This window comes from Testudinibacter sp. P17/SS/0325, assembly GCF_053570765.1.
On sequence record NZ_CM131635.1, the window covers coordinates 2,029,149 to 2,055,652 of the forward strand.

Consider the following 26,504-nt stretch of genomic DNA (forward strand, 5'->3'; position numbering starts at 1 on the left):
TCCGAATACTTTCTAAAAATAGCAAAATTTTTTTGTTTCAAATGGGAAAATAATTTCCTATTAAATTTTTATTTTAATTTTCGCACACTGGCTCTCGCAGAACGACAACAATGCGAGGGAAATTATGCGGAAATTCATACCATACTTCATTCTGTTTATGCTGACTCCATTTGCCCATGCTAATGAACAAATGGAATTAGATCAAGCCATCAAACAACTCAATGCAGCAGAGCAATCATTGCTTCGCGCACAAGCCAATGCAAACGCCAATATCTCAACACGCTTTTATTTTGACTACAGCAAAGCACGTCAAGATATTGCGACCGTTCGTGCCGGTATTCATCGTTATCTCAATACCAACCGCGCTCAACCTCGTCCTCCGACAGCTATTAAAGAGCTGAGCGGAGATTACGAGAAAAGCCGTAAGGGGTATTGATGAGTACGGAAAGTATTACCGCGTATGAATCCATCGCAGGCTCAGTTTCAGCCAGCTATGTTCTGTTTGTCGGCGTATTCGCTGCGTTCTTTTTCATTGTGATCGCGTGGATATTTAACAGTGCATACAAAGGCTGGGGGCGAAATATGCTGAGAAATGAAGATTTGGGTGTGATTTTCGTTAGAGCAGCCGTGTTATTGACCATCGTTTTATTTGTCGTTCTGTGATGTGCCTATTATTTACTTTCGCTTAAGGAAAATCACTATGAAATTTCTATTCAAAAAATATCTCCAACACTCTCGCACAATGTTTCAAGGGAAATGTCTCGCACTATGGGCGTTAATCAATGTATTTACCGCAAATACCGCACTTGCTGATTTGCCAAAGATGGAAGACCCCTCGCGTGGGGCTGGTAAGGGGGTTATCGAAACAATCAAAAACTATGCCTATGACGCGGGTATTTTAGCCGGATTACTGATTTCAGCGGTTGCATTTTATCAAGTTGCCAGCAGCTGTTTGGCAACCTACCGTGAAATCAGTGACGGTAAAAAGAAATGGAGTGATCTCGGTATGACCGCGCTGGTTGGGGCAATTTTAATTGTGATCATAATCTGGTTACTAACCAAAGCTGCCGATATTTTGTAGTTCATCTTCATTCAGATAAACAAGGAGTCACGCGATGTCGAGTAAAAATGCAACCATTGATTTTTTGCCAGAGCGTCTTAATCGCCAACCAGTGATTTTTCGCGGTATGACTAATTCTGAGCTGTTTATCATGTTTGGTAGCGGTTTTGTATTTGGATTCGTACTGGGTATTGCTGCTGCAATTTTGGTCGGCGAATGGGCATTAATCCCGACACTCGCGTTGCTATTTGCTTTTGTCTTTGTGTTGAGCGGTGGCAATGTCATCGCGCGTAAAAAACGCGGGAAGCCCGATACATGGTTTCCGCGTTGGATAGAAATGAAGTTCGGACGAAACCGATTATTAATCCCGATCAGCGAAACCAAACGTTACTGGTCAATACGTAGAGGAACAAAATGAGTATCTATAAAAACATTTTGAAAGATAAAGACAATCATATCAAAACACTGCGTATTGTGATTGTTGGATTATTTTTCGTTATCGCTGTGCTGGCGGTCGGCTGGGGAAATGCGCCTAGCCGTTTACAAATTCATATACCGCCGGATTTAAAAGCTGGCAGTCAGCGCCCGTGGTGGGAAATTCCGCCGGCAAATGTCTATGGTTTCAGCTTTTATATTTTTCAGCAACTCAATCGATGGCCGACAGACGGTAAAGAAGACTATAAGCGCAATATTTCAGCATTGCGTGCTTATCTCACACCAAGCTGCCAAGACTATTTGGAGCGTGATTATAAAGAGCGTGACAGCTACGGTGAGCTGACTAAACGGGTGCGCGGAGTGTATGAAATTCCTGGACGTGGTTTTTCGCAAGATCGCGTACAAGTACTCAGTCAGGATGATTGGATTGTAAACCTCGATCTCAGTACTGATGAATATTATGGCGACGAAGCGGTTAAACGTTCACTCGTGCGCTATCCATTGCACGTCGTCAGATATGACGTGGATTTGGAGGCTAATCCATGGGGACTGGCATTAAATTGTTATTCGGAAACGCCGAAACGATTAGAGCGTGCCACCGAAGAACTGACAAAGTAAATGTAGAGGTTATCACATGAAAATGAAACAACAATTTTTATTCGGTATATTAGGCCTGTTCACCGTTTTCTTTGCGCAAGCAGAAGTGTTGGTGAAGTGGCAACGCACACCGATTCCGATCAGTTTATCCGTTGATAACGAGCGGATTATTTTCGTTGATCGCAATGTGAAAGTCGGATACCCACCTATTTTAGATAATAAACTGCGAATTCAAAATGCCGGCGGCGCACTCTATTTAAAACCGACGCAACCGTTTGAGAAAACACGGTTGCAGTTGCAAGATATGGCAACTGGCGAAATTATTCTACTCGATGTGCAAAGCCAAGCTACAACGTCGAATGTAGAGGCACGCAGTACACAAGAGCCAATTCGTATTCTTTACGATGTCGCTGTTGAAAGTAATCGCGCGGTGAAAATGCCCTCTGTAGATGTGGAAAGGGAATCCCTATCATCAGCTTCTGCTTCGATTAATCCTAAACCAAGTTTACCGATTCCGGCAGCATTGACGCGCTATGCCGCACAATCCCTTTACGCGCCGTTAAGAACGGTTGAACCGTTAGAAGGCGTTCGTCGCGTTGCAACACGCTTGCCGAAAATGCTCACGACCTTATTGCCGGCTGCTCCAATTACTGCAACGCCGTTAGAAAGTTGGCAGCTAGGGGAATATGTAGTGACCGCTATTCGTTTAAAAAACCGTTCTGCCACTCGTATTACGCTTGATCCACGCGATTTGCAAGGACGTTTCTATGCAGCAACCTTTCAACATCAGTGGCTTGGGATTAACGGCACATCGGAAGATACGACAACGTTGTATTTAATCACCGTAGGCAGTGCCGATAAGGCCGTCATTCCAGCGGCTAATCAACAAAATAAGGCAAAACCAGTGAAAAAAACCGTGAAAAAGATGATAAAAACCACGGTGAATACAACACAGCAAGTCATTGAATAGCAAGCCTTGGGAGTGAAATATGAAACTGAAACAAAACGGCATGTTAAAAATTCTAGTCCCAGGGGTACTCGCTGTGGCTGCCATTATTGGGATTAAAGCCTTCACAAAATCATCCCAGTCGAATGAAAGTTCGGTTGAAAATTACACCATCAACGATTTAAAACCGGAAGAGCTACGCGCACTCGGTATTGATGGTGATACGCCGCACGATACTGTCAGAACACTTATCGGTACAGTGAAAGCGACACGGCAGGATATTGCTGAGATTAAAACCCAGAATGCTGATTTAGCACGTCGAAACAAAGAATTACAACGGCAAGCGACCGATGTTGATTCCAAAGTTGCAGAGGTGATTTCTCGCGAGCGGCAAAATATGTCGGTCGAGTTTGAAAATGCCTTTCAACACCGAACTGACAGTTTAGTCAGTGAATTAGAACGCCGTATTGCAGAACTATCCAATTTGGTTGAGTCACCTTCATCAACTATAGCGACGGCAAAACAAGGCAGTGATATGCCGATTGGTTTGGGGTTGGAGGGGGAAAGTTTACCTAATTCTAATTCCAGTCCTAATTCCGGTATGCGCTGGGTGATGCCGTCAGATATGCAGGAAGTCGATCATAAAGGTAACCCGATTAGTAGCGGACAAAAAGCCGATAGCGTACGTTTTCCCAATCCTTTTTCAGCCTTAGATGATTCCACCATCGGAAAAGCGCACGAAGATTTCACTGGAAAAAGTACACGTGAAGCAGAAGCTATTCCAGTTTATACCTTACCGGAAAATTCAACCTTAGTTGGCTCAATTTCAATGACCGCACTATTGGGACGCGTGCCGTTAAACGGGGTCGTAAACGATCCATATCCGTTCAAAATTTTGATTGGGCGAGAAAATTTAACCGCAAACGGGATTGATTTACCCGAAGTGGAAGGCGCGATTATCTCCGGAACAGCTACCGGCGACTGGACGTTATCCTGCGTACGCGGCACGGTAAATAGCATGACTTTGGTATTTAATGATGGACGAGTCCGCACTTTGCCAAACGATCGCCGGAGCGGCAATAACGGCAGTAAAAACAGTAGTGAAAGCAGTATTGGCTGGCTGTCTGATCCACATGGTATTCCGTGTATTGCCGGCGCGCGCAAAACCAATGCGCCGGAGTTTTTAGCAACCAGTTTCCTACTTGGAGGCGCATCAGCGGCGGCACAGGCGTGGTCACAGAGCCAAACCACAACGGTCGTTAATGGCGATTCCGTGGTTGGTGCAGTCACTGGCGACCAAGGAAAATATTTAGCAGGACAAGCGTTGGGGGCAGGATTAGCAGAAACGACTGACTGGGTACGTCAGCGATACGGTCAGACCTTTGATGCGATTTATGTTCCGCCGGGGCAAACAGTCGCGGTGCATATCACTCAAGAGTTAGCGATTGACTACGAGCCGGATGGTCGCAAGGTTAAATATGCAACCTATCAAACGCAAGGTGCTATGGATTAATAGGAATGGGATTTAAGGAGAGTTTAAATGAAAAAAGTTATCATGATAGTCGCGCTTGGTGTAATGCTTAGTGGGTGTTCTACTTCGCAAAATGAATTGCTTCCGCCAGGTGACAGCTCAATGCTGGAACTCTGGCAGAAAAACAGCGGTAGCGGCACATTAATTCAATCGCGAGCTGATTTAACACGTGATATTGCACCGCAAGCCGTTCGTTCCAGTGAGCAGCAAAGTTATACACGCACGGCAGAGAACGAAGCAACCGCACTTTTCCCTCGACTGCCGAATCCGGATTTAGTGATGTACGTTTATCCGCATTTATCGCCCACGGGCGAGCCGATTCCCATTCCTGGTTACTCAACGGTAATTCCCTTTTATGGGCGTGTGCAATACGCACAGCCAGGTGAAAGAACGCGTGATTATTAGTAAAAAAGGACTATCTGATGCGCTTAAATCCATTTAAATCCAAGAAAGATACGATACCGCCGCCAATACTCGCTGGGCATAATGAGGATGAAAACAGCAGCAATACAACTGATTCATCTCTGAATGACATGCAGTCAAGTGACACAACCGCACAGAAGATTAACTTTGTCAAACGCGATGACTACCTGATGAAAACCTATCAGCAAACACAAAAACAAGAATCATCATTCGTTTCTCGCTTACCGTGGGTGGAGTTTATTGATGATCAACAGGTGATGTTACTGGAAGACGGACGCTCACTGGGTGCGGTGTTTGAAATTAAGCCGATTGGCACAGAAGGACGCTCGGCTGAATATCTCGAATCAATTCGGACACAGGTCAAAGATGCGCTACAAGACGCGTTTGATGAACTCGATAATAACCCTTGGGTGGTGCAGTTTTTCTGCCAAGATGATGAGATGGCAGCGTCTTATCGTGATGTATTGGAACACTATATTCAGCCGAATGCCAAAGGAACGGCATTTAGCGATGCTTGGCTGAATTTGATGGAAAAGCATTTGAATGATATTTCAAAGCCCGGTGGCTTATTTGTCGATAAAATGGTGACAAATACCCCGTGGCGCGGACAAATTCGTCGCACGCGCATGGTGGTGTATCGCTATGTTTCTGCGAAAGCCAATGAAACGCTATCGCCGTTAGAGGCGTTGAATAATGCCTGTGAACGGATTGTGAATTCGTTACAAAGTGCGGGTTTGCACATTGAGCGACAAACGGGTAAACAAATCCACGAATGGCTACTGCGTTGGTTTAATCCCGCGCCGGATATGTTCGAATCCGCCGAACATTTTTATCAGCAGTGTAGCTATCCAGAGCAACCCACCGATCCGAACGATTTAATGATTTGGGAGGATTTTTCCGAAACCTTGTTGGTCAAGTCGCCGCAAACGAAAGGGGAATATTGGCTATTTGATGAAAAGCCGCATGAAGTGGTTGTGGTTGATAGCATTCGGCGTGCGCCACCAGTGGGGCTTATCACCGGTGAAATTAAGCGTGGCGACAATTTCAATGCATTATTCGATTTACTGCCGGAAGGCACGGTGATGTCTTCAACCATGGTGGTTTATCCACAAGATTTATTAGAGCGACATCTCGCTACGATTTCATCGAAAGCCAAGGGAGATAATGTCGATTCAGTCTATGCCAAACAAGATTGTGACAGGGTTCAAGTATTCCTAAAAGAAAAACACAAAATGTACCACAGTGCCTTGGCGTTTTATGTTAAGGGCGAAGATGAGCGTGACTTACGAGCAAAGAGCCGTCGTTTACGTTCGGCATTGCTCAGTTCAGGCTTAGTGCCGGTTGCGGAAGGCAATGAGGTTGCGCCATTAAACAGCTATCTGCGCTGGTTACCGATGTCATTTAATCCGCAAGATGATCGCAACCACCTCTACACCAAATTCAATTTTGTGCAGCATATCGCCAACCTCATTCCGGTATTTGGTCGCTCCACTGGTACAGGACACCCTGGCATCTCATATTTTAACCGTGGCGGCGCGCCACTGGATTTCGATCCATTGAGTAAACTCGACAGAACCAAAAATGCACACACCCTGATTTTAGGCCCGACAGGGGCCGGAAAATCGGCGACACTCAACGGTAAAATTGCGCAGTTGATGGCGGTACATCGCCCACGTTTATTTGTGATCGAGGCGGGGAACTCATTTGGGTTAATGGCGGAATATGCCTCAACCTTGGGCTTAACGGTCAATAAAGTGACGTTAAAACCAGGTAGCGGTGTCACCTTATCGCTCTTTGCCGATTGTCACCGCTTAATGAATGATCCAAAAGTTAAACGTCGTTTATCTGAAAGTGCGGTCGAGGAGGAAGAACGAGAAGAGCAAACCGAAGAAGCCGAACAAGAAGGCGACGATCAGCGTGATATTTTAGGTGAAATGGAAATCACTGCACGTTTGATGATCACTGGTGGTGAGGCTAAAGAAGACGAGCGGTTATCGCGCCCCGATAAAGCCATGATCCGCAAAGCCATTATTTTGGCAGCAGAGAAAACCTATCAAGAAAAACGGCAAACTCTAACCCAAGACGTGCGTGATGCGTTTTATACAATGAGCCACGATGAATCGTTGCCGGAAAAAAGCCGTGAGCGTGCCTATGAAATGGGAGAGTCACTGGGTATGTTCTGTCAGCCAGGCAGCTTTGAAGCGGAGCTGTTTAATAGTGAGGGTGAAGCCTGGCCCGATGCAGATATTACCTTGGTTGATTTAGCCACCTTTGCTCGAGAGGGCTATGAATCGCAACTTGCAATTGCCTATATTTCCTTAATCAATCACATCAATAGCCTTGGTGAAAAATACCAGTATTCTGGCAGACCGATCGTCAATATTACCGACGAAGCACACATTATCACCGTCAATGCCTTGCTAGCCCGATTTTTAACCAAGGGGTCGAAAATGTGGCGGAAACTTGGCATTTGGCTATGGCTGGCGACCCAAAACATGAAAGACTTCCCGAAAGACGCGGTGAAATTAATCAATATGCTCGAATGGTGGGAACTACTTTGCGGTGTCGATGATTATGAAATCAGTGAAATCTGTCGCTTCAAACCATTAACCGAAGAGCAGAAAACGCTGATCCGTTCGGCGAAGAAAGATCGCAATTACACCGAGGGTGTCGTGTTATCCGATAAGCTGGAAGCACTGTTCCGCGTTGTGCCGCCGAGTTTGTATCTTGCGCTGGCAATGACCGAGCCAGAGGAAAAAGCCGAGCGGATGACATTGATGAAAAAGTTCAATATCTCAGAATTAGAAGCGGCAATGCACGTTGCTGCTCGCATTGATGAAGGGAGGGGGATTGAGCCATGTCTAAAACAAGCGGCGTAAAAACGCCAAATCGAACAGCAAGAAAAGCAGCTAGCAAACAGAATAGTTGTGACATATCACGCCACGAAGTGCGGTTATTTGATTCCGGCATTACCACACCGCAGCAGGCAATTGCGATCAATCCGCAATACCAATCTCACTACATCGAACTGTTGAGCTATGTACAAGCCGTGATTGGGGTTGCACGCACCTTTATGCTGAAACCGTACCGCATCATGGATGAACGCTATTTGATGATCCGCATTCAGGGCGATAAAAGCCAGTTTAACCTCACTTTAAACATCACGGGGCGCATTGCTTGGCCACGAATGCCGACCGCTAAACGGCAGTATCGATTGTATATGGACATGGTGGATTACATCGATAGCTTTTGGTTTGCTGAGTATTTGCGGCGATCCTTGGGACTACCGATGTCAGCGCAGTTATCCCCAATTCCTGTACATAATAATGTGGAGAAAACGAATGAAAGTGGACATTAAAGTGGATACGCAATCTGTACGAAAATCACGCAAGATACTTTTTACTATGCTGTTTTGTTCTAAGTTATTGCTGATCTTGTTAGCTGTGATGTTATTGGCCTGGTTGGCAATGAACTATTTACCCCAAGTTGCCGGCATTAATGAATGGCTAAAATCCACGTGGTATTTTTGGCTCGGACTTCGCCTCATTCTTTATTCGACGATAGCTTGGATCATCTATGAGATTCACCGTCATCAGAAAAATATTAATGTGATGCCGATCATTCGTTGGGCGATTGCGCTCATTGTGGTTGCGGAGCTTGCGAATATCTTACAACTCACAGCATAGGAGAAATACTATGAATATGTATGTGAACAGTTATTTTGAGTATTTCCTGACGTTGCTAAGCTGGATTATCAACAATGCCTTATGGCATGTGTTTACCGAAACAGGCTTATTCGCGACGCCGTTTCTTGCTCACTTGGTCCGATTGTGGTTGAAAGTGCGTGAAGAGGGCGATGATGAGGGTAATAAAGGGAAACTGTTGTTAGCGCGGCTAGAGCACGCCTTTTATGTGAGCCTTGTGGTGATTTTCTTTACCTGTGTCCCGATGTTGAAAATTACTATTCATAACATCAAAATGGATGTCGAACGCTCGAAGCAATGCGGTTATACCATTGTGGATACATCGAATACCCAGTTTTCTAATGTGCAAACCGAAATGGGCGGTAAGAGTGCTTCTGTGCCGATTTGGTGGGGATTTACCCACACCTTAAACAAAGCGGTGACACAGGCTGCGGTTGCGAGTATTCCGTGTAAACCGGATCTACGCCAAATCCGATTTGATGTGCAGCACACGAAAATCAGCAGTCCGGTGCTATTGCAAGAAGTGCGTGATTTTGTCGAACAGTGTTTTGTGCCGGCACGAACCAAAATCAAACGGCAGCAAATTGAGCTAAACGAAGTGCAAGCCAACGATGTGGATTGGATCGGCTCTAGCCTGTTGCTCAATTCCGAGGGGCTGTATGACAGCTACCGTTCTCATGCACCGCGAAAGCAATGGGCGTATAACGCAACGCGAGATGCCGGGTTACCAAACACCGGTGACGGAGGATTTCCGACCTGTAAACAGTGGTGGGCAGATGATAAAGCTGGTTTAAAATCACGGCTATTGGCGGAGTTTAAGCCAGGTGTGCTAGGCAGTATCAATAAATTATTCTCTGGTCAAAAAGACTACGAGGACAATATTATCCGCAGCCTGGTGCGCCCTGAAAATATCGAAGTCTCGACTGGTAATGCTTATTCCGGCTACGGTGGAAGCGTGGATTTTAGCTTGTCTAATGCCTTCAGCCGTGTTGCATCATTTGTCGGCATGACCGCTGGTGCAACCGCAGCATTTCCGGCATTTGACGCAATGCGACAGGCATTGCCGATGGTTCAAGGCTTCTTGATTATGGCATTGGTGATCTGTATTCCCTTAGTGACATTGTTCAGTGCCTACGACATCAAGGTAATTATGACCATGACCTTTATTCAATTTGGCTTATTTTTCCTGTCATTTTGGTGGGAGCTGGCACGTTGGCTGGATACGTGGCTGTTGGAAGCACTTTACAGCAGCGATACCCATTCAAACTGGAACTGGGCAGGCATACAAAACACCAGCGATGATATGGTCGTCAATTTTGTGATGGGCTCGATGTTCTTGGCACTTCCGGCATTCTGGTTGGGTGCTATGGGGTGGGCAGGGATTCATACTGGAGCAGCCCTCAATAATATAGTTAAAGAAGGAACTTCAGCAGCTAGAGAGAATGGTGGGAAAGGAGCTAGTACTTCAGTAAGTATAACTAAAGAGGCTATGTCAGATAACAAATAATTAAAAAAGCCGTTTGATAAATATATATCAAACGGCTTATTAATTACTTAAACTTCATTGTCATCATACCAAATAGGATCATCCCAATTTATCTCGCCATTTTTATAATAACCAGTTCCCCAGTCAGGAGTATATCCACTATGACTATAAATTTTTAACAATGAAAAATCAGATGGTTTCGTATTCGAAAGCCAGAACGCAGCGATAACGCCAGCAATCAGTACAAACACACTCAGAAAATAACAGACAAGTGCGGTCACGGCGATGACATACAGCCATTTCAACGCAGTTGGGTGCTGCCAGCGCATGAATTTGCGATACAGTCTGCCTAAGCGATAACCGATATTCTTTTTCATAACAGCCCCCCAATTATTGTTTAGATAGTCCTCAATATATACTTTACCTGCATAAAAAACAAGCTAAAAAAGTGAGGGGAAACAGTATTTTTGTGGCTAAATTGAAGCGAGAAAACGTGAATTATCTTGATGTGCGACCGCTGTTTTCACGTTTTCTCGACAGCATTTTGATCAAGGTTTTAATCAATTTGCGAGAGCGTATAAATGATATCTACTGGCAATGTTTCTGGTTTGGATTTGACGTGGTTTATTGTCACAATTCGATCTTGTTGTAAATCATCAAGCAAGATGGTGTCTTTATCAGCATATTTTTTGTGTTTCATCAAGTTGGCTGTATTCACAAAGAAATATTGTGTGTAATTTGTGACTTTATCTTCAATCAACACATAAGGTTGCGCTTTTTTGACATCGACACTGATTTTTTGATAGGCAGCCTGCGAGGGAGCAGATTTTTGCTGGGAAATGCGGTCGATAACATCACCATAAAATACCGCCATTTCGCTATATAACAATTCTAAAGAAAGCATATTGCGGAATTTAATATTAAATTCGCGCTCTAAATAAGCATCACGCTCTGTCTTATAGCGATCCAACTGCATGACAAGATCGAAATAATTGCGTTCTGCTTGCTCGACTTGATAGGAAAGGTGATTTTCATTCACACCGTTATTCTTATTGCGTGCAATGATTTCTTCATCATGAATTTGCTTATTGAGAGCAGATAATTCATATCGATAGCCAGTATTTTTAAATTGCTCGACATCTACCTTTCCTTGCGCAATTTGTTCTTGAATAATGCCGAGGAAATTTGCTGACAACAGAGAGGGAAGGTCGGTATTTTTGACAAAAACAGGGGAATATTGCGAGTCCATTCTGAAAGAAGTCATAAAACAAATATTTTGATGATGGAGCATAATCTCGGTATATGAGCCGTCGATACTCATGCCTTCCGCTTTACACGGTTTATTGGCTTGATAACGAAAATGGGATAGTGCATTAGGTTTCAAAATATCGATTGGAATCCCTTCATCAACAATAATTTTATTAATTGCTGCCACTGAGCTATTCAGTAGCTCATTGATTGTTTTATCACTGGCATCACGCTGTGCTTCAATATCTGCCTTTTTCTGACGCAGTGGCGTTAATTTTTCAAGGTACTGTGAGAATAAGGCACTTTGTGCAGAGTGCCGGTCTTTTGCCAAATCAACTTGCTTTTTTAGCAACTCCTGATCCATTTCAATCTTGAGTTCAACCTCTTCTTTGAGCTCAGTGGCTTCAAATAAGACTTGCTGGTATTTGCTTTTTAAATCAGACAAGGAAGCCGAATCAAAACCGGAAAAATCGGGAAATTTTGGCAGTTTTTCATTTGCAACCATGTCATAGCTGATCGCTAATTGTCCCAACTGCTGATAGGATTTTGACAAACTTTTGAGCTGTTCTACCGTTTTGCTGTCCCAGTAATAAAAGCTCCTTTCAACTTGGGCTGGCGCTAAATTAAAGAGTACCGCAGGTTTTTCCAATGTAACAGTTTTATCGTCGTCACAGGCGGTAATGAAGAGAGAAGTACAAAGGATAAGACTAAGTTTTGCAAGTGATTTCATAACAAGCTCCAGTCAATTAGTAATAAGTTCTTAATATCAAAGTGAATTTGTAACTAAGCACGTCCAATATATACTTTGCCTACAACAAGAACAAGTTATCAGATTTATTTTTATCAATGAATTTAATCAATAGATGTATTGCAAAATGGTTTAGTTTACTAGCATTTTTCAGAGTACTGCGATGGTAATAAATAGGCGTTGTTTATGGGTATTTTCGTAAGCCTGAGAAAATAGTATTTTTGCGACGGTATATAACGATACTTAATATGATAAAAAACTGTTGATTTGCAGATATGAAAAAGCCCTGTGTAAACAGGGCCTATCAATATAGCCTTAATTGGTGAAATAGCCGAGGCGGTTTTACCATAGGATCTGCAGAAACTACAGATATTTGCCCTATGTTGGATCTGGCTACCCAGATCACTAAATCACAGAGTTAAGCGAGTAACTCCCTGCCATGTAGCTAATCTGCCTATTCATCGCTTCCAGATTAACTATAGCTCTTGCAGTGTGTATATTATAAAATCATTCAAATTTTTTGACAATCTTTTTTAATGTGGTTAAGCGGTTTATTGCCCCAACGCCCTTGTACATTTAGCGGCGCAGCACGTGTTGCTGTGAGTAATGTTACTGCGCTATAAAAAGAATGCTCATTCCCATCTTCAATTTTTTCAATGATTACAGCTCCACTAGTTGTTTTGACAACTGCTGTTTTAGTATCTTTGATTTCTGGGTAAATTGGTGTTCGTCGATTTAAAATTGAAATTAGATGATTAATAACTTCTCTCACTGTTACAATTTTTAATCGTATTAAGGCAGTACGTCTGCCTTGCCATATGTGATCCAAACCGTATTTATGCAGATGTGCTCCTCTAGACAACCAGATTTCTCCCTCAACTAAAATATGATTTGTAGCAGGAAAATAGCCAATTAAGCATATTTGCTCATTAGGGTTAGTATACTTAATCAAGTAATCATCAACTGGCAAATCTAAGTCATTCTGAATCATGATATATTATAAATTGAACTGGAAAAGCAAGAATTTTATTAAAGGTCGATCAATGTATCACAAAGCGAGAGGAATACAAACTGTGTAAAAGCGCACGACTGTGCGCTTTGTTTGTTTTATGGGCAAGGTTTATACGTCTTTAGCTCAATTAACACATCGGTTTTATGGTGTGCGGTTTCAGCCCCGAATAATGTTCCCTCAGCAAAAACACAACCAACCGGCAGCTTTTTACCAGACCAGACGATTTGCAGTTTTCTCACGCCATCGATGTTGGGATAAAACGACTCTTCGCCACCTCGGAGATTAATACCCGGTGCAGCGAGATGTAGCATCGGATAACCGTTCTCTTTTTTGATGTTGCCTTGTAAAGTGAGTGGCGTGCTGTAATTAACTTGCGTTGGATTATCAGCTAGCGAAAATACACTAAATCCACATAAAAGCGTCGCGAATACAACGGTGATTTTTTTCATATATTCTCCTTACTTAATTAACCTGATGGGGTGTGCTCTTTTGATGAACCTTCTTTCCAACCTTCTTTCGTACGAATGGCATTAACGATATGGCGACGCTGCTCATCTGATAATGAACTCATTGGTGTATTTTTGTCAAGTCCGGTCGTTGATGTTACCATGCTTATATACAGGTCGGTATTATTTTCATTACGTGGTGCGTAGCGTTCAATTGCACCGGCGATTGTTTGGTTATTATAATCCCTTGTTTTTAACAATGCATGAATAGCTCTTTCACCGGTTTCAGCATCAGGGAAAATAGCAAAACCGCTTGGACCGACACCAATTGCGCCGTAACGTTGTGCAAATTCACCGGCACGAATATTGCCCGGGTTGTTATTTCGCCAAGCCAGTGTACCGCCTTCGCGCCGAATCAGCTTGCCATCCGCCGTTTTATAAATCGTGGCTCGCCCATCGGCATAAGCATTATTAGTTTCATAGGCTTGTAATCCCCGACCGCTGACGATGCCGCCATTCCCACCACGAGAGCCGCTATATGCGCCGTTGATACTGCCTAAGCCACCAGTTGAAGTCGGAATATTCAAGCGAATATAATGGGATTTGATATTGATTTTGCCACCGTTACTATTATCCGCTTTAGCATCTTCGATATTTCCACTCAATGCCCGCATACGTTTATCGGTATCGTCTGATACATTACTTTCTAAGGCTTTTTGCTGCTCATGAATACGTTTTTCCAAAATCGCCATTGCGGTGTTGCCGGCAATTGAGCGTTGTAGTTCCATTTCCATTTTGGTTTGCTCGATTTCCCTATCTAACATTAAGAGATTTTTTTCAAGCTCTTTTTGTGCAATTTCATTGGCAGCAATATTCGGTTCGCGCATACCAGCAAGGATTGTACGCCGTGCTAACAGGGCTTTTTCTAAGGTTTTTGAAATCGCGATTTCACTTGCAAGCCGACTTGAAAGCACAACGACATCCGAATCATCTTTGAGCGCCTCGACTAATCCACGTGTGATTTGAATCGCAGTTGAACCGATTTGTTGGAGTTGTGATGGTATGGGGTTCACGGCATTCAGTGTTTCTTCTAAAATAACGAGTGTTTTGATATTTTCTTCTTCAATGATAGGCGCAAGCCCTGTACCAGCTTTGGATTTTTGTTCACCACATTCATTGCAGGTGGTTTTATGTACATCACCCAAGACACGCGTTGCCCAGTCGGCAGCTTCTTGTGGGGTTTTCCAGGTCGTACACAACATACCGTCACATTGTTGTGGTGTCACGGCGGCTTGATTAGTTACGGCTAAGCCATTAGCGACATTAAAGCCGGCTTTTGCGGCATCTTCTAGCATTTTTAGTGGTTGTTGCCCTTTACCACCTTTTTGCTTACCACCCACCCATTTTACTCCCTTTGATCCATCATCTTTTTCAGCTTGTTTTTTGGCTTGTATTGCATCTTTTTGCGTTTCAGCGACACGTTGATAATTTTGTGTTTTTGCCATCATTCCCCAACCAGAATCGCCCAAATAATCGGCGGCTTTGTTGGCAAGTTCTTCACAACTGGTTTTAGCGGCATCAAAATCTAAACGTCCTTGTAGCACGCCGTTGGTGAGCAAATCATAAAGCTGTGGATTGGCGCGCTGTATGACCATTGCCGGTAGGCTGGCAACTGCGCCGGTTGCCGACTGAACAACATTGCCCATCAAGTCCTTGAAACCCTCAGTGATGCCATTTAATTGATTTCTAACGGTGGTTTTAATATCAAAATTACCACACATTAGATTTGCATTCCAGCCGAGCCCAATTGATAATTCATGTGGGCGTTTACGTGATGGCGGGGTCATCACAGCCGAGCCGCCGCCGATTTGGTAGTAAACCTTATCAGATAAAACTGATCCAGCTTGTTGTGTACTATAGGAATTGGCAAAGCTATTTTCTGAAAAACAGAAGAGCGTTACCATGACTGCAGATATTGAAAAATACAGTATGGGTTTGTTGTGTCGAATAGTCATAATATGATCCTTTCAGCTATCGAAAATCGGTACTAAATAAAAATTTCTGCCCGCGCCGCTTACAGCAAGAGTAAGGTCGCCACAGCGCCCAGGCATAATCTTGCTCAACCGAATGCTTGTCTGCGTATGCATCCGTCGCATTGCGATCAGGAAAGATGGCACAAGACTTTTCCATTTTCGGTGTGAGCATCTGCCATTTATGGCTGCGTTCATCACCTTCTTTCACGGGGGGCGGCGGCCACCAACCGTTTTCTTGTTGTGCTTTTTGCGCGGCTGGAATATAAATATGCAACTGCCCACTACGGGAGATAATATCGGCGGCACGTTGTGCCGTAACTGCTGCAGCTTTATAAGGATGAACTTGGGTAACATTGCCGGCGCGTGGGTAAATATTTCCCCACATATCGTCTAAACCACCAATCTCACGCATGCCCGGTGTTATCGCTTCCGGATAGAAGGATTCGGGTATGCCGGCGCGCCAAGCAAGCACATCAAGTCCACTTAAAAAGTGCGGTTTAAACGAGAAACTTTGGCTTTTACAGTAATAACCCGTTTTACTGAGCAGCTGTGTGATTGCCCCGAGAGGATGTCCGATAACATCAACGTTTTTAAACGTGAGTTGTGAATACTGTTTGGTATGAGGTTTGTCTTGATAATCACCGCCATCGATGCCTTTGCCGAGACTTTTGATTTCTTTCCAAGGATTTTGTCCGCCGTGGTTATACGCAGAAACAACTTGCTCTGGTAAAAAATGGCGCACTTTAACCGATGTACGAACACGGCAACCCGTGTAGGAACAGTAAAGCCAATAACAAATACCGACAGTTTGGTACTCCATGCAACTTGTTGAGGCGCTTGATGCCATGATCTGGGCGGTATTAATACTCGCGGCAGCCGTTTCATCAGAGAAAGTGATGCCTGAAAGGGACAGGCCTATTGTTAATAAATAATGGGGCAGTTTTTTCATGCTATTCCTCATTCATAGTAGATTTCAATCGCGCGCTGTAGATCAGTGATGCCATACATCACTTGGTTATCTTGAGGCGCTGAATTTGAGGAGAATAAAATTGCCGGCACTTTCATAATACCGTGTTGCCATGCCTGTGAAATGCCCTCATAAGCCTGTTTAAGTGCGGTTTCGTGCTGTATCCATTCTGGCGAAGACAGCAAGGCTTTTGCTTGTTTTTCTGCCATCTCTGGTTGATTGCTTAATTGGAATTGCTCAGAAAATTGGTCTTCTAGTTTATCGACCATATCTAAATAATAAATCTGTGCCGCCAATTCTGGAGACTGAATCGCATATTGCTGTGTAGTGTAAACGGTCATCGTGACATCCGTGGATGGTAGATTAGACCGGTTATCATCCGCGCAAACACTAGCACTGATTAAACACAGCAAAAGGAAATGGTGTGGAAACTTCATCATAAATCCTTAAAGAGAGCATGGGTGAGGCTATCGTAAGAAAATGTGTAATGAAGGTTAATCAAAAATTATATTTCAAATTAAAACAATTTTTTGATCTGACGTATTTTTTAGAAAAAAAGATAAATTTGTTATTGACAACCGTTAAATTAAACGTCCATAATTTTAACAGTTTCAAAGTAAGCCGCTATCGTTGATAGCACTTAAGCCCAAGCACCCGGTCTGAAACGTGCAGTTCTCGTAGAGAAAATGACCATCCCAAATGCCTAGCGCACTCTGAAACAGGCAGTAAGTTTTTAACTTATGAGTGTTTACTTCAAACCCAAATGTCGTTTATCGACATTTATCCCGACCGGGGAAACGAACCCGGCGGGTGAGTTTCCTTGGTTATTATTAATTAAGGAGCATGTTATGACTCACCCGACTCATAAAAGCATGACGAATGATGACTTCTTCGATGAAGATGATCTGTTCGTTGAAGAGCAAACGCAGTCCAATTTTCATAAATTGGGTGAAAATCTTGGACGCTTGTTTCTGAAAGCCAAAAACACGACAACACAGGCTTATCGCTCGGTGAAAAGTGGTGTTGAACAATCGGTTTTGCTAAATAAGCAAGTTGAATACCAACAACGTTTAGCCCAACAAACTGCGCTGTTAAAACGGAAATACACAATTTATCTTGTGATTTCGAGTGTTGGTACATTATTACTAGGTAGTATCGCAACTGCGGTATTATTGAGTTAATGACATAGCCACAGTAGCCTGTACGGAAAACCTTTCCGTATAGGAATCGGTTTCTCCGTACAGCTTAAGGAGAAACTGATGCAATTAACACTAGGTCATCGCGCTCATAGCGAACTATTGGCAACTTTTCAACGTAAAGGTCTGCCAAAAAACAGACATTCCGAATATTTATCTGCATTGTTAGTGGCGGCAACGCTTCACTGGCAAGCGCAGTTAAATCGGAATAAAACACCGAATTTATTTGTTTATGATGTATCAGAAAATAATCGGTATTTTTTGGTTTTTCACTATATTCGGCATCCGCATAAAGCGGATTGCTGGATATTAGATCGTTAAAGTGCGGTGAATGATGAAACGAAAAATTTCAACATTAACCCAAAAAATCTGTCATTTCAGATTAAGCACAAAAGCCTTTGAAGCGGTTTCAGAAGATTTTAGGAAGGTAGGCTCAACCATGGCTGCAATTAGCGTGGCTGGCTTAGTTCTCCCTAATGACGAACTATCTGCGAAGGATTCATTTTTTCTGTTTACGTGCAGTATGATTATTTGGTTATGTGGTATACTTTTCACACATAACCTGAATAAAAATACGCGAATCGGAGATATAAAATGAATATGCCCTTAGTGATTATGGTTGGCGGTCTGACACTTGCGGTCGTTCTGTTTACGGCATTTGTCTTTATTACAGATGCCTTTCCAAGACCGGACGAGCCAACTAAAAGCGATCAAAAACCAACCAATTAATTAACATCGGCAATCTGCCGAATTACCCTTATCGGGAATAATTCCCGATTTTTACCACTATCTTTTACCTTTTGTCCTATAGGAATAGCTTCCCATAGGGACATTATCTGATGCAGCATTTAAACACACCGTTCAACTTGGCGGAAGCCTGTTGAATAAAACCCGATCCACGCTCGTAAGTGCGTGGATCATACTTTTATTTTTCTACTATACGAAATCAAGCGATTATTGCTTTTTTGTTCAAATTCAAAAAACAATTTAATATTCTTTTTTCAGCATAACTTAACTTTAATAAAGGCTCTTAATTTCACCAAGGAGCCTGATGTTATGTTTACTAAATTTCCCCTATCTCTTTTAACGTTGGCACTCAGTATCAGTATCACTGGTATCGCACAAGCCAATAATACCAATACCTACGCGCTGGGCGATCATAGTATCGCCGAGGGTGAATCTGCTATCGCGACTGGACGCAATAGTGTTGCTATTGGGCGAGGCGCAGTGGCGACAGGTGACAACTTGACCGCCGCTGAAATTACCCAAAAACTCGCTGATAACTCGGCTCAGCTACAAAATATCAGCAATAAAAAGCAATCTGTGAGAAATGCGCAAGCGGATTTCAATGCTAAATACAGCACCTATTTAGAAGTAAAAGGAGCGTTAGATAAAATTACGGCAGGACAAGAGCAGCTAAATAGTACCTTAACGCCAGCATTGGTCGCCGCAGAGCGTGAATTAACCGCTTATACCCCTCAATTTGAGGCAAAAAAACAAGAAGTGACTGCGCGAACTGACAATTTAATTACCCTAAGTGGTTTTGATTTAACCAAAGCCTCGACAACAGCGGGTGTTACTGCACTGGCAAGAGAATTAAAACAATCTGCAGAACAGGGCTATGAAAGTATTATTAATGAGCCGATTTCGTACTATGAGCAATATGTCAAAAATTATATTCAAGCAAACGGTAATGTTGCCACAGCCATATCAAGCTACACCAAATTAATTGGTGCTAATCTTGGTACATCGACCAGTTATTATCATACGAGTCCGTTGCAAACACGGGGAGAAATCGCTAGACAGGCATTAAGTGGCGAACTCAAATCTTTGCCCACCATACGTGGTGGTGATATTACCCAAATCTACACTTATAGGTTTAAAAGCAATAATACCATGAATTTTCAACATCCAGATCAAACTGCCTCATTGTCGAAAGCAGATCTGGAGGAATGGCTGCATTATACAGACGAACAGAAAACGAATATTTATAATACACTCTTGGCCACCAAGAATATCTACTTTGACAGCGATGGTGCAAAAGAGACGACTCAAACGTTACTCAATCAGCAATTTGATTATTTCACCGCCCTAGTTAAGAGCCGCTACTATCAAAATCAATATGATGCGTTGGGTAATACCGCTGAAGGATTAAGTGCACTACAACATAAACTGCGTGAAGAACAGGAAATGGCGAGGTTAAAAGCCGCATTAAAAGAAAAAAATCTGTCTTCTGAAATGGGAAAATTTTTTGATACATGGAAAAAAGAGAATATCACGGATATCCAACAGAAAAATAGTCAATTTATTAAAGAATTTCGAGCTAATTTAACGAAAATCATGGCGGATGAGCAGAAAAAATATGATGCTCTGGTGAGCGCCAAACAAGTTGCACAACAAGCAATAACCAATTTAGAGGCTCAATTGGCACGTTTAGAGCCGGGTGAGCAAAAGCGTCGTATTGCCGCGCAAGCAGAAGCAGCAAAAACATTGCTCGCTAAGCAGGAAGCTGAATTAAAAGCACTGGAATTGGCACTCAGCTTGAATGATTTACGCAATATCGGTCAAGATGCGGTTGCTATCGGCACGGAAACTCGTGTAACTGGTGAGCGTGCGTTAGGACTTGGCTATAAAAATACCGTCACTGGCACAAACAGTATTGCCGTCGGTAATCAAAATAGTGTCGCTGGTCAATATGATGTGGTTATCGGACATCATAATCAAACACCATTAAACAGTGAAAACAATGTCGTGATTGGACGACAAATCATGCTTTCCGATAATGGCAATAGCACAGTGAAACAAAGTGTCGTTTTAGGCTATCAATCAACGTTAGCTGCACCGATTGCCACCGTTTCGCACACTATCAACAGCCAACCTTATGCCTTCGCTGGCGCAACCCCGTTCGGCACATTCAGTATCGGCGCACAAGACAAAGAACGGACATTAACCCACCTCGCGGCCGGGCGCTTGAGCCGCACCAGTACCGATGCAGTGAACGGCAGCCAGTTGTTTGCATTGGTTGAAGAGAGTGATCGCTTGGGCACAACACTCACCGGCGTACAAACGCGTTTGGACGGGGTAGAAAAAATCGCAACCGAAAATAAAACCGCACTTGTCAATCATACACAGCAACTCGCTGAAAACACGATATCAATTGAAAACAATAAACAATTGATTGCCGAAAATAAAACGACGATGAATAAACAGCAACAACAGCTTACCTCACAAGACAAACAGTTGGAGCAGCACAGTAACGCACTATCCGGCTTAAATAATACGGTGACTCAGCAAACTGCCGATATTAATGCCAATAAAACTGCGCTGACAAAACAACAACAAACACTCACTGCGCATACAAACCGTTTGGATAGGCAAGATCAAAGTCTCACTACGCTAACCACATTAACTCATCAACATACCACTGCGATTGATGAAAATAAGCAAAAAATTGCGGACAACACCACAGTTTTAACGAAACATTCAACCGCACTTGAAAAACAACAGCAAACACTCACAGCACAGGCTTCAAAAATTGAAAAGGTGGAAAATGATATTGCAACAACCAATCAAGCACTCCGTAAGCAAGAGACTCAAATCAGCGACAATGTGAAGGGGATCACAAAAAATCGGGAAGATATTGCGGCGCTGCAACAAGGACTGGGTACAGTCAATAGCCATATCACCAACCATAATACGCAACTGACTGAGCTAAATAATCGTGTGAATACCCATGATGACCGCTTAGATCATCACGATCGCAAACTAGCCACTCATACAACGACCTTGGCAGAGCACAGTACTCAATTGGCAACACACAGTGAAACCTTAAAAACGCACTCAGAACGCATTATTCAGTATGCCGGTGATTTAACTAATCTGAAATCGACCCAACAAACGCAGGGTGAAACCTTGATCTCTCATGGTAATCGCCTTGAAACACATGGAAATCAGCTGAATACACATTCAAGCACGTTGGTTCAACATGGTGATGACATCGATAAATTAAAAAATGCAACAAATTCGAATGCCGCACTTTTAACATCGCATACGACACGCTTGGACGGACTCGATCGTAGTGTTGAAAAACAGGATTTACAGTTAGTGGCTCATAGTACACAGCTAGCTGATTATAGTGTGCAGTTGGCAAATCATACCACAACGCTGAATACCCATACCGAGACCCTGCAACAGCAGCAAAAGACGGTATCTACGTTACAACAAACCCAACAAAACCATACCCAAACCTTGCAACAGCAGAGGGAACATCTCGCGCAACACGACCAAAATATCAACACCATATCGAATCAGGTGAAAGGATTAGAAGCCAATACCGCCAAAACCGTATTCTTTGATAGCGATGAAAAACACAGTATCACCTTGGGTAAAGAAAATAACGACGGCAGCCATGGTACAACGGTGATTAAGCAGGTGGGAGAGGGTGAAATTACGGCGGACAGCAAAGAAGCCATCAACGGTGGACAGCTTTATCACTCACAAGAAACCCTGATCACACAACTGCGTCAGGAAATGCTTCAACTCAAACCGAACATCAATACGGCCCAAATTGTGCGAGATTCGGTCACCGAGGCAAATGCTTACACGGATTATCGCATTCATCAACTGCAACAGCATACTGATCAGCGTATCGCACAAGTCAATCGTGATATTCGCCAAGTGCGAAAAGAAGCGCGTGCCGGTATTTCGGCGGCAATGGCAATTGGGGCGATTGAACGTGTACCGGGCAAAAAAGCCACAATCGGTGCGGGTATTGGCTCATACGGCTCAGAAACTGCCGTTGCTATCGGACTAAAAGCCTTACCGCACAAACAAGTTATGGTCACACTTGCTGGTAGCGTCGATAGTCAAAAAAATGTCGGCGGCAGTGCCGGTATCAGTATTGGTTTTTAATGAGATGCGCTTAAGTATCGCAATTCTGTGTATCTTATCACCGACTTTAGCAATTACTGTTGAAGTCGGTGATATTTGTCATGTTGAAGCAGATGCATATTATCCTGGTACTTGGGAAGAATATAGCGATGATGAGCTGATTTGTAATTATTGGCGTTGGTTGGATATGGATATTGAGAGTCCGGAGTTTGAAATAAATAATCCACTTAATAACGAAATCAATGAAACTAATTTATTTTATGAATAATTTTTAGTTAAATAAAGAGGCAATTTATGTGTGAAAATAAATCAAAATTGATAAATATTAGAGGCCTTAACAATGAAGTTTTTCAGAATCTACAAATGCTTGCTGAGGAAAACTCTAGGTCTTTAGAAGGTGAGGCAAGATACGCGGTGCAACAATGGTGTAATATGAATAAATTTCGTAAGGGTAATATTACCTTTAATAATACGGATTATCTAAAAAATATAGTTATTTTAATTCCAAAACATGATAAAGAAAATAATATTTCAATTGAAGTAAAATATGAAAGTCGCAATCTCCCTAAATAAAAAAGGGAAAAGGAAAGGGGAAAGATAAGGGTAACCGTTTCCAAGGGAAACGGGCTTACCCGAAAAAGGATTTTCAAAATAAAGAAAAGGATCAGAAAAAGGTAATAACGAGAAAAGGCTGTCAGTTATTATAAATCCTATCGTAGATTAATCATTAGGTCTCAATATGCTATCAAGATTTTTTAAATTTAAAATTAAAAAAAAGAATATAATTGAAGATAATCGATTAGGCGATAATTCAGACGGTTGGCTAATACCACAATCTGCAGCAGAATTATTAAACACCCCTTTGAGGAAAAAATTATTAACGATTATTTATCAAAAAGTCTCTATGTCAGAGGAGATGTTTAATCAATTATTTAAAATACCGATTGAACGTTATGCCGAACTGGTGCAACTTTTTCCCGCATCTGAAAACCATCACCATTCACACCATGGTGGAATGCTCGACCACGGCTTAGAAGTTATCAGTATTGCGGCTAAATTGCGCCAAAATTATTTATTACCGCTTAATTCTGCACCAGAAGATCAAGCAAAGCAAAGTGAAGTTTGGACTGCTGCAGCTATTTACGGCGCACTTACACATGACATTGGCAAAATTGCAGTCGATATTGAAATTGAAACAGAAAATGGGCGTTGGTATCCGTGGTTAGATAAACTGGAGCAATCTTACCGCTTTAAGTATATCAAAGGACGTGATTATAAACTCCATCCAGTATTAGGAACAATGATTGCAACAAAATTAATACCGCCTATTGCCTTCAATTGGTTAGCAAAATATCCAGATGCATTCTCATCTCTCGCTTATTTAATGTCTGGACACTATGATAAAGCCGGTATTCTAGGCGAAATTATACAAAAAGCAGACCAAGCTAGTGTTGCACATTATCTTGGCGGCGATATTACGAAAGTTCAGCAACAGCCTCAGCAATCTCTTCCGAAACAATTTATCATTGCACTACGTCACTTATTAGAAAAGGACTTAAAATTAAATTCACCTCAAGGTGGTTCAGACGGCTGGCTTACCGATGAAGCCCTTTGGCTAATGAGTAAAAGTGTAACGGATAAAGTCCGGTCTTATCTTATGCAACAAGGCATTAGTGTTCCTATGCAAAATGGAAGAATATTTGATGAAATGCAGGCGCATGGTATTTTAGAAGCAACGCCGGCGAATACGGCGATTTGGGTATGTCGTATTCAATCTAATGCTGGCTGGAAGCCAGCAAATACCTTTACGCTTCTTAAAATTACACCAAGCCTTATCTGGGAAAATATTGAGCAACGTCCTACAGTTTTTGATGGTATTGTTGAAATTGATATAGCTAAAATGCAAGAAAAAGAGCCAGCTCAAAACATAATAACAGCTCAAGTCATAGAAAGCGATTCACAAGGCTTAACTGCTATATCGCAAGTGTCAGACACAACTGAAGCTGAGCCAAATGAACCAAAAATTCAAACTCAAAATGCTGTTCTAGATGATATTGATTTTACAATGAACTTATTTAATAATATTGAGCAACTTCCAGCAGAAAAACCTAATAACCAACTAGATAGAGGGGTAATTGATGAAATAGAACAAAATAAAAGCATTATAGGTTCGAATGATATTAAAGAACTTGATATTAATCCAACAGATTTTGTTGAGTGGATAAAACAAGGAATAATCCTTGAGAAATTATCGATCAATCGTACTAACTCAGTTATTCACATTGTTGAGCAACATGCTTTTATTGTATCGCCCGGTATTTTTAAACGATATATTCGAGAAAAATTTGAAACAGGAGATAAGGAGGTTTGGCGGGAGCTTCAAAAACGCTTCCAAAGATTAGGAATACATAAGAAAAAATCACCTGAAGGGTTGAATATTTGGACTTGTCAGATCGTGGGGCCTCACAAAACGACAGAACTTAAGGGATATCTTATCGACGATTTACGAATGTTATTCGGCGATAGACCTTGTTTTGATAATTTATATTTAAAATTAAAAGAGGTATCACATGAATGATCTCACATTTAAACAATTGTTAGCCAAATTTTTTTTATAAAGTGCTAAGAGCGGATACTGAATCTTGCTATAAAAAAGCGATAAATCAGCTATTAAAATATGCACCTGACATTCTCCCACACCAAATCACTGAAGACTTTATTATTGAGTGGCGTAATGAAGCATTGCATAGAGTAAAGCCGGTTACTTGGAATAACTATGTTCGACATTGCAAAGCCTTACTTTATTTTGCCATGAAAAAAGAGTTAATTACTATGACAGTGAATCCGTTTTGCGGAAAAACAATACCTGAGGGTAAAAAAATACGCAAAATATTAGATGATGATAAACTGCATAACCTTGAACGGTTATTAAATTCTCATGATTTACCACCTTATCTACAGCCAAGTTGGTTTATAAACTCCATTATCGCGGTATTTAGATATACAGCTATACGCCGTAGCCAGCTTTTAAAGCTGACCTTGAATGATATTAATCTACAGAAAAGAACAATCTTTCTTGCTTCTAAAGCAAGTAAAAATCATGATGAGCATATTGTCCCTATTTCGGCAAAATTATATCCGCATTTAGAAAAAATCATAAATGAAGCAAAGAAAATTAACTTACCCTCGAATGCTCAATTATTTAATATCAACCGTTATTGTTTTACGACAAAACGCAGAGGTTCGGATATGAATGATAATCAGCTTTCTCATTTATTTAAAAAACTCTATGAGAGAACAGATTTTGGTATTTCACCGCATCGGTTTAGGCATACGGTTGCAACGAACTTAATGCGAAATCCAGAACAAAATTTATACGTTACCCAGAAGCTCCTTGGGCATAAAAATATCAAAACGACATTAGAGTACATCGAACATGATGTCGATATGCTAAGAGATTGTGTAGAACGGTTGTAAAAAATGGGTGTAGATGTGATGCCTTGGAAAGTATCGCATCTTTTTTATGTTCAATATATTGAGTTTTTGGTTAAAAATGTGATCTAGAACAACTTTTTTAGTCGCTCTTGTGCGATATAGACTTTACATACAAGATAAAAGGGGTAGAATGATACGCCAGTAGATCCTTGTAACTTGGCCAAGGATCATTCTGTGTCTAAAAGTTAAATATTGATTGGATACCAAAAAATAAGCAATGTCATCCAAGGGATTTAAAATCCCTCGACTTTCGAGTCGTGGCGGTTCAAGTCCGCCCTCGGGCACCA

The 26,504-nt window shown here is 42.1% G+C and carries 27 protein-coding genes and 1 tRNA gene; 21 read left to right on the forward strand and 7 right to left on the reverse strand.

Annotated features, from left to right (window positions below; translation table 11 throughout):
• Positions 1-124: 124 nt before the first annotated feature.
• Genes ACWA50_RS09670 through ACWA50_RS09725 form a run of 12 tightly spaced genes read left to right on the forward strand, consistent with a single transcriptional unit; the run spans position 125 to position 10,203 of the window.
• A complete protein-coding gene (locus tag ACWA50_RS09670; RefSeq protein ID WP_431051997.1) occupies positions 125-436 on the forward strand; it encodes an integrative conjugative element protein, RAQPRD family in 312 nt (103 codons plus the stop codon).
• Positions 436-663 carry a DUF3262 family protein gene (locus ACWA50_RS09675; RefSeq protein WP_431051998.1) on the forward strand — a complete coding sequence of 76 codons (228 nt, stop codon included), beginning with the start codon at positions 436-438 and terminating at the stop codon, positions 661-663. Before ACWA50_RS09670 ends, ACWA50_RS09675 begins: the two co-directional genes overlap by 1 nt.
• Positions 664-700: 37 nt before the next feature.
• Positions 701-1,081 carry a TIGR03745 family integrating conjugative element membrane protein gene (locus ACWA50_RS09680; RefSeq protein ID WP_431052000.1) on the forward strand — a complete coding sequence of 127 codons (381 nt, stop codon included), beginning with the start codon at positions 701-703 and terminating at the stop codon, positions 1,079-1,081.
• 34 nt (positions 1,082-1,115) lie between these two features.
• Positions 1,116-1,478 (forward strand): TIGR03750 family conjugal transfer protein, encoded by a 363-nt coding sequence (locus tag ACWA50_RS09685; protein WP_431052002.1) that lies wholly within the window; start codon positions 1,116-1,118, stop codon positions 1,476-1,478.
• Complete coding sequence (locus ACWA50_RS09690) at positions 1,475-2,113, forward strand: PFL_4703 family integrating conjugative element protein (RefSeq protein WP_431052003.1); 639 nt, start codon at positions 1,475-1,477, stop codon at positions 2,111-2,113. The genes ACWA50_RS09685 and ACWA50_RS09690 overlap by 4 nt, the downstream gene beginning before the upstream one ends.
• A gap of 22 nt (positions 2,114-2,135) precedes the next feature.
• The gene (locus ACWA50_RS09695) at positions 2,136-3,062 is read left to right on the forward strand and encodes a TIGR03749 family integrating conjugative element protein (protein WP_431054338.1); all 927 of its coding nucleotides are present in this window, start codon (positions 2,136-2,138) and stop codon (positions 3,060-3,062) included.
• Between the two features lie 19 nt (positions 3,063-3,081).
• Positions 3,082-4,551, forward strand: coding sequence for a TIGR03752 family integrating conjugative element protein (locus ACWA50_RS09700; protein ID WP_431052005.1), 1,470 nt, complete (start codon positions 3,082-3,084; stop codon positions 4,549-4,551).
• A gap of 27 nt (positions 4,552-4,578) precedes the next feature.
• On the forward strand, positions 4,579-4,974 hold the full coding sequence (locus ACWA50_RS09705) for a TIGR03751 family conjugal transfer lipoprotein (protein WP_431052007.1): 396 nt from the start codon (positions 4,579-4,581) through the stop codon (positions 4,972-4,974).
• A 17-nt stretch (positions 4,975-4,991) separates the two neighbouring features.
• Positions 4,992-7,871 carry a conjugative transfer ATPase gene (locus ACWA50_RS09710; RefSeq protein WP_431052008.1) on the forward strand — a complete coding sequence of 960 codons (2,880 nt, stop codon included), beginning with the start codon at positions 4,992-4,994 and terminating at the stop codon, positions 7,869-7,871.
• The gene (locus ACWA50_RS09715; RefSeq protein WP_431052010.1) at positions 7,850-8,350 is read left to right on the forward strand and encodes a hypothetical protein; all 501 of its coding nucleotides are present in this window, start codon (positions 7,850-7,852) and stop codon (positions 8,348-8,350) included. The genes ACWA50_RS09710 and ACWA50_RS09715 overlap by 22 nt, the downstream gene beginning before the upstream one ends.
• Positions 8,334-8,678, forward strand: a complete 345-nt coding sequence (locus ACWA50_RS09720; protein WP_431052012.1) for a hypothetical protein — start codon at positions 8,334-8,336, stop codon at positions 8,676-8,678. Before ACWA50_RS09715 ends, ACWA50_RS09720 begins: the two co-directional genes overlap by 17 nt.
• A gap of 10 nt (positions 8,679-8,688) precedes the next feature.
• Positions 8,689-10,203: a conjugal transfer protein TraG N-terminal domain-containing protein gene (locus tag ACWA50_RS09725; RefSeq protein ID WP_431052013.1), complete on the forward strand. Its 1,515-nt coding sequence runs from the start codon at positions 8,689-8,691 to the stop codon at positions 10,201-10,203.
• 47 nt (positions 10,204-10,250) lie between these two features.
• Here ACWA50_RS09725 and ACWA50_RS09730 read toward each other — a convergent pair whose 3' ends face one another.
• The 7 genes from ACWA50_RS09730 to ACWA50_RS09760 all read right to left on the reverse strand — a co-directional run bounded on the left by ACWA50_RS09730 (position 10,251) and on the right by ACWA50_RS09760 (position 16,977).
• Positions 10,251-10,559: a hypothetical protein gene (locus ACWA50_RS09730; RefSeq protein WP_431052015.1), complete on the reverse strand. Its 309-nt coding sequence runs from the start codon at positions 10,557-10,559 to the stop codon at positions 10,251-10,253.
• A gap of 179 nt (positions 10,560-10,738) precedes the next feature.
• Positions 10,739-12,160: a hypothetical protein gene (locus tag ACWA50_RS09735; RefSeq protein ID WP_431052017.1), complete on the reverse strand. Its 1,422-nt coding sequence runs from the start codon at positions 12,158-12,160 to the stop codon at positions 10,739-10,741.
• 529 nt (positions 12,161-12,689) lie between these two features.
• Entirely contained in the window at positions 12,690-13,169 is a 480-nt protein-coding gene (locus tag ACWA50_RS09740) for a hypothetical protein (protein WP_431052019.1), read from the reverse strand.
• A 116-nt stretch (positions 13,170-13,285) separates the two neighbouring features.
• The gene (locus ACWA50_RS09745) at positions 13,286-13,639 is read right to left on the reverse strand and encodes a DUF4431 domain-containing protein (protein WP_431052021.1); all 354 of its coding nucleotides are present in this window, start codon (positions 13,637-13,639) and stop codon (positions 13,286-13,288) included.
• A gap of 17 nt (positions 13,640-13,656) precedes the next feature.
• Entirely contained in the window at positions 13,657-15,651 is a 1,995-nt protein-coding gene (locus tag ACWA50_RS09750) for an integrating conjugative element protein (RefSeq protein WP_431052023.1), read from the reverse strand.
• 16 nt (positions 15,652-15,667) lie between these two features.
• A complete protein-coding gene (locus tag ACWA50_RS09755) occupies positions 15,668-16,618 on the reverse strand; it encodes a TIGR03756 family integrating conjugative element protein (protein ID WP_431052025.1) in 951 nt (316 codons plus the stop codon).
• Positions 16,619-16,626: 8 nt separating this feature from the next.
• Positions 16,627-16,977 carry a TIGR03757 family integrating conjugative element protein gene (locus ACWA50_RS09760; RefSeq protein WP_431052027.1) on the reverse strand — a complete coding sequence of 117 codons (351 nt, stop codon included), beginning with the start codon at positions 16,975-16,977 and terminating at the stop codon, positions 16,627-16,629.
• Between the two features lie 507 nt (positions 16,978-17,484).
• Between ACWA50_RS09760 and ACWA50_RS09765 the strand changes: the two genes are divergently transcribed.
• From ACWA50_RS09765 to ACWA50_RS09805, 9 genes are all read left to right on the forward strand, one after another.
• Positions 17,485-17,817, forward strand: a complete 333-nt coding sequence (locus ACWA50_RS09765; protein ID WP_431052029.1) for a hypothetical protein — start codon at positions 17,485-17,487, stop codon at positions 17,815-17,817.
• A gap of 78 nt (positions 17,818-17,895) precedes the next feature.
• On the forward strand, positions 17,896-18,153 hold the full coding sequence (locus tag ACWA50_RS09770) for a hypothetical protein (RefSeq protein WP_431052031.1): 258 nt from the start codon (positions 17,896-17,898) through the stop codon (positions 18,151-18,153).
• Positions 18,154-18,163: 10 nt separating this feature from the next.
• A complete protein-coding gene (locus ACWA50_RS09775) occupies positions 18,164-18,430 on the forward strand; it encodes a hypothetical protein (RefSeq protein ID WP_431052033.1) in 267 nt (88 codons plus the stop codon).
• A gap of 314 nt (positions 18,431-18,744) precedes the next feature.
• Positions 18,745-22,743 (forward strand): YadA-like family protein, encoded by a 3,999-nt coding sequence (locus ACWA50_RS09780; RefSeq protein WP_431052035.1) that lies wholly within the window; start codon positions 18,745-18,747, stop codon positions 22,741-22,743.
• The gene (locus ACWA50_RS09785; RefSeq protein WP_431052037.1) at positions 22,706-22,990 is read left to right on the forward strand and encodes a hypothetical protein; all 285 of its coding nucleotides are present in this window, start codon (positions 22,706-22,708) and stop codon (positions 22,988-22,990) included. The genes ACWA50_RS09780 and ACWA50_RS09785 overlap by 38 nt, the downstream gene beginning before the upstream one ends.
• A 26-nt stretch (positions 22,991-23,016) precedes the next feature.
• Positions 23,017-23,295: a hypothetical protein gene (locus tag ACWA50_RS09790; RefSeq protein ID WP_431052039.1), complete on the forward strand. Its 279-nt coding sequence runs from the start codon at positions 23,017-23,019 to the stop codon at positions 23,293-23,295.
• 166 nt (positions 23,296-23,461) lie between these two features.
• A complete protein-coding gene (gene mobH / locus ACWA50_RS09795) occupies positions 23,462-25,300 on the forward strand; it encodes a MobH family relaxase (RefSeq protein ID WP_431052040.1) in 1,839 nt (612 codons plus the stop codon).
• A 254-nt stretch (positions 25,301-25,554) separates the two neighbouring features.
• Positions 25,555-26,199, forward strand: a complete 645-nt coding sequence (locus ACWA50_RS09800; RefSeq protein WP_431052042.1) for a tyrosine-type recombinase/integrase — start codon at positions 25,555-25,557, stop codon at positions 26,197-26,199.
• A 155-nt stretch (positions 26,200-26,354) separates the two neighbouring features.
• Positions 26,355-26,504, forward strand: a tRNA-Leu gene (locus tag ACWA50_RS09805).

Excerpts from the sequence above, each read along its gene's own strand:
- ACWA50_RS09740 (WP_431052019.1), bottom strand. The coding sequence starts at position 13,169 with ATGATTCAGAATGACTTAGATTTGCCAGTTGATGATTACTTGATTAAG.
- ACWA50_RS09710 (WP_431052008.1), top strand. The coding sequence starts at position 4,992 with ATGCGCTTAAATCCATTTAAATCCAAGAAAGATACGATACCGCCGCCA.
- ACWA50_RS09705 (WP_431052007.1), top strand. The coding sequence starts at position 4,579 with ATGAAAAAAGTTATCATGATAGTCGCGCTTGGTGTAATGCTTAGTGGG.
- ACWA50_RS09675 (WP_431051998.1), top strand. The coding sequence starts at position 436 with ATGAGTACGGAAAGTATTACCGCGTATGAATCCATCGCAGGCTCAGTT.
- ACWA50_RS09700 (WP_431052005.1), top strand. The coding sequence starts at position 3,082 with ATGAAACTGAAACAAAACGGCATGTTAAAAATTCTAGTCCCAGGGGTA.
- ACWA50_RS09800 (WP_431052042.1), top strand. The coding sequence starts at position 25,555 with ATGACAGTGAATCCGTTTTGCGGAAAAACAATACCTGAGGGTAAAAAA.
- ACWA50_RS09785 (WP_431052037.1), top strand. The coding sequence starts at position 22,706 with ATGTCGGCGGCAGTGCCGGTATCAGTATTGGTTTTTAATGAGATGCGC.
- ACWA50_RS09695 (WP_431054338.1), top strand. The coding sequence starts at position 2,136 with ATGAAACAACAATTTTTATTCGGTATATTAGGCCTGTTCACCGTTTTC.
- ACWA50_RS09775 (WP_431052033.1), top strand. The coding sequence starts at position 18,164 with ATGATGAAACGAAAAATTTCAACATTAACCCAAAAAATCTGTCATTTC.
- ACWA50_RS09670 (WP_431051997.1), top strand. The coding sequence starts at position 125 with ATGCGGAAATTCATACCATACTTCATTCTGTTTATGCTGACTCCATTT.
- ACWA50_RS09770 (WP_431052031.1), top strand. The coding sequence starts at position 17,896 with ATGCAATTAACACTAGGTCATCGCGCTCATAGCGAACTATTGGCAACT.
- ACWA50_RS09680 (WP_431052000.1), top strand. The coding sequence starts at position 701 with ATGAAATTTCTATTCAAAAAATATCTCCAACACTCTCGCACAATGTTT.
- ACWA50_RS09765 (WP_431052029.1), top strand. The coding sequence starts at position 17,485 with ATGACTCACCCGACTCATAAAAGCATGACGAATGATGACTTCTTCGAT.
- ACWA50_RS09730 (WP_431052015.1), bottom strand. The coding sequence starts at position 10,559 with ATGAAAAAGAATATCGGTTATCGCTTAGGCAGACTGTATCGCAAATTC.
- ACWA50_RS09715 (WP_431052010.1), top strand. The coding sequence starts at position 7,850 with ATGTCTAAAACAAGCGGCGTAAAAACGCCAAATCGAACAGCAAGAAAA.
- ACWA50_RS09685 (WP_431052002.1), top strand. The coding sequence starts at position 1,116 with ATGTCGAGTAAAAATGCAACCATTGATTTTTTGCCAGAGCGTCTTAAT.
- ACWA50_RS09735 (WP_431052017.1), bottom strand. The coding sequence starts at position 12,160 with ATGAAATCACTTGCAAAACTTAGTCTTATCCTTTGTACTTCTCTCTTC.
- ACWA50_RS09755 (WP_431052025.1), bottom strand. The coding sequence starts at position 16,618 with ATGAAAAAACTGCCCCATTATTTATTAACAATAGGCCTGTCCCTTTCA.
- ACWA50_RS09690 (WP_431052003.1), top strand. The coding sequence starts at position 1,475 with ATGAGTATCTATAAAAACATTTTGAAAGATAAAGACAATCATATCAAA.
- mobH (WP_431052040.1), top strand. The coding sequence starts at position 23,462 with ATGCTATCAAGATTTTTTAAATTTAAAATTAAAAAAAAGAATATAATT.
- ACWA50_RS09790 (WP_431052039.1), top strand. The coding sequence starts at position 23,017 with ATGTGTGAAAATAAATCAAAATTGATAAATATTAGAGGCCTTAACAAT.
- ACWA50_RS09745 (WP_431052021.1), bottom strand. The coding sequence starts at position 13,639 with ATGAAAAAAATCACCGTTGTATTCGCGACGCTTTTATGTGGATTTAGT.
- ACWA50_RS09725 (WP_431052013.1), top strand. The coding sequence starts at position 8,689 with ATGAATATGTATGTGAACAGTTATTTTGAGTATTTCCTGACGTTGCTA.
- ACWA50_RS09750 (WP_431052023.1), bottom strand. The coding sequence starts at position 15,651 with ATGACTATTCGACACAACAAACCCATACTGTATTTTTCAATATCTGCA.
- ACWA50_RS09720 (WP_431052012.1), top strand. The coding sequence starts at position 8,334 with ATGAAAGTGGACATTAAAGTGGATACGCAATCTGTACGAAAATCACGC.
- ACWA50_RS09760 (WP_431052027.1), bottom strand. The coding sequence starts at position 16,977 with ATGACCGTTTACACTACACAGCAATATGCGATTCAGTCTCCAGAATTG.